Genomic DNA, 2,663 nt, shown 5'->3' on the forward strand with positions numbered 1-2,663 from the left:
TGGAAGATCCCGAGAACGGTCTGCCAAAAGTGGTGACAGATGTTGGATCAATCTACCTTGGCCAGATCGCACGCCAACAGAACAGATAGGCAGGCTTGAAAAGCAGGTGCACATCGAAGCGACAAGAGACGATAACGCACGCCGTCTCCAGACCATGCCAGGCATCGGTCCGAAAACTGCAATGGCTGTCTCCGCCTTCGCCCCGCCGATGGAAATCTTTCGCCGGGGTCGGGTTTTTTCTGCGTGGGTAGGGCTGGTACCGAAGCAACACTCGACCGCGGGAAAGCAGAAATTGGGCCGAACGTCGAAGATGGGGCAGAGAGATATCCGCAGGCTTTTGGTCACCGGTGCCATGTCCGTCGTGAAGGTGGCGGTTCACAAGGGTGCGCCCGGGCGTCTCTGCTGATTGTCGATGAAATCGGTTATGGAAACTGAGGAACGAGCTGCGTAACTAACTGAAATCAGCCTCCGGCACAACCGGGGCGGTTCATAGTGCTCTGAGCTCCAACCTTGGGCCACGGACCTGAGCGTTTTTACGTTTTCTAAGCCATTGGGTGGCAGGTGGACCCATTGGATTTCATGAACTCTGCCGGTGTCATATTGCCGATTGAGCTGTGCGGCTCGCCGTTCCGGCCGTTCGCGGCGACTGCAAGGCTTCACCCCCAGTAAACTCAAACATTTCGGACAAAGCAGAAACGGGCCTCCGCTTTGTCCGGTCTTATAGCGGCACTCAGGCTGCAGCCTGGGCCTGCCGAATTTGCCGCGCGACCATGACATATCCCATAAGCGTGGCCATCCCGACATGCCCGACAAAGGAAGACTGCGTGTAAGCGCCAAATCCCATCATGAACGTGCGCCCGACGGCCGGGGCCAGAAGGCCCTGAGCCACGAACCAAAGAATAAATCCAGCAATGACACCGGAAAGGATCAGGTTGATCCGGGACACCAGATGCGTCAGCCACACGAACCCTGCAAACCCGATGACACCGATCGTGAAGTGAACGAGAAAACCGGCCCAATACGGCACAGTGACACCAAATCCGATTTTGATGAGGGCAACAACCAAGTTCGCCGGACCAAGCGCGACGCCGAACAGCAGTGGCGAGATCAGCCATGCGTATACCTCAAATGAAATTTCGCCGACCAACCCGGCGATCACCAGGTTTCTGAGTGTGTTTGGTGTCAACATGTCGTTGTGTTCTTTCAGCTTTTTGCGGAGATTGCGGGGCAATACTTGGCGATAGTCTGCGCGCACCTTTGTGCTTGTGCATCAAAGGAATGCTGAACGTCAGCAGCGGCTTCATGCATGGAACTGATGCCATGGGCCGTCACTTATTTTGAGCTGAGAGATTGTTCAAAACACTTGGTCTGACGGTCATTCAAAATTCGGTGTTTCGATGTCGCGCAAAGTCGGCTGCATCATAAAATTGACATGCGTTCTCAGCGCAGCCGCCGCCGAGGCGGGCGCCAAGCTGACTTGCGGCACTGCAGCCTACTCTCATGATCGTTGTCAAGCCTTTGTTTCATGACCTTTTCCTCCGGCAGTGCCGGATGCGGACGGCTGTAGATGCACAGGGTGGGAGACGGAACTGAGACGACGGTTGAGCAAGCTCTCATGCGCGGGTTGGATACCGCATTACCGTGGTTTCGTCCTGGGGCTGCCTCGCTCTAGATGGCGAGCGTCGGCTGGGCCGGCTCATAACGGGCACGAGGATTCCCCACCGCGTTCCGGCCCCGACCCTGTGCATCGGAGGTAGCAGGTTGGCCGTTAACGCACGGGGACGTCACAGGCCGGCGCTGGAACAACCTCGCGGGCAATAGCCCAAATGAACCCAACCATTTCCCGCGCGACCGCGGTTGTGGCAACGACCTTCGGTTTGCCCGCCGCCATCAGATGGCGATAGCGCCGGCATATCCGCAGCTGCCCGTTCCACGCAATATCGCGCACCGGCTTGGGTAGCGCTTCGAGCCGGTCGTAGAGCTTCCGGCTCACGCGCGGCTGCATCCGGTAGCTCCAAGCGCCCTCAATCAGCACCCGGCGTGCCAGCCCGCTGCCCGCCTTGGTGATCCCGCCGCGGCTAACCTTCTCTCCGCTTGACGCTTCTGACGGCGTCAAACCTAAATACGCCATCAGCTGGCGCGGATTGCCGAAGCGGTTGAAGCCGCCCACCTCCGCCACGACCGTCACCGCCACGATGAAGGCCACGCCTCTCATTGCCTGCACGGCCTCGACCACCGGTGCCAGGCTCCACTCCGGCAGCTGTGCCGTGATCTGGTCCTTCCGGCGTTGGAGGCGCGCCTCTGCATCGGTTACGGCATCGACATAATCCTGGAATACGATCTGCTGCGCCGGGTGCTCGAACCTGACAGTGGTCAGCCAGCGCCGGTAGGCCTTGGTCCATCCCTTCTTCCCGGGATAGACCCGGCCATGCCGCAGCAGGAAACCCTGAAGGTGCTGCCGCGACTTGCCCAACAGCTTCATTGCCGCGGCGCGTGCCCGGACCAGGTCCCGCATTGCTTCATGCGCCGCATCCGGCACCCAGACCGCGGTCAGGTCTCCGGCACGGTGCAGCCCGGCCAGCATCACAGCATCGCGCCGGTCTGTCTTTACCCGGTCTCCAGTCTTCATTGGCACCAGAGAGGGCGCAACCACGGCACAGGCA

Annotated in this window: 3 protein-coding genes; 1 reads left to right on the forward strand and 2 read right to left on the reverse strand. The window is 59.6% G+C overall.

Annotated elements, in window-relative coordinates; all coding sequences use genetic code 11:
* On the forward strand, window positions 1–406 hold a 406-nt coding region (locus VOI29_RS23920; protein ID WP_416361583.1), incomplete at its 5' end, for a transposase.
* 324 nt (window positions 407–730) lie between these two features.
* Here VOI29_RS23920 and VOI29_RS23925 read toward each other — a convergent pair.
* Together VOI29_RS23925 and VOI29_RS23930 are read right to left on the reverse strand one after the other, a co-directional pair.
* Window positions 731–1,255: a hypothetical protein gene (locus VOI29_RS23925; RefSeq protein ID WP_323784332.1), complete on the reverse strand. Its 525-nt coding sequence runs from the start codon at window positions 1,253–1,255 to the stop codon at window positions 731–733.
* Window positions 1,256–1,768: 513 nt separating this feature from the next.
* Window positions 1,769–2,663 (reverse strand): IS110 family transposase (locus VOI29_RS23930; protein ID WP_323784334.1); only part of this gene is annotated, 895 nt, incomplete at its 5' end.

The sequence above is a fragment of the Leisingera sp. genome, from assembly GCF_034669605.1.
In the GTDB taxonomy this organism is placed as follows: domain Bacteria; phylum Pseudomonadota; class Alphaproteobacteria; order Rhodobacterales; family Rhodobacteraceae; genus Leisingera.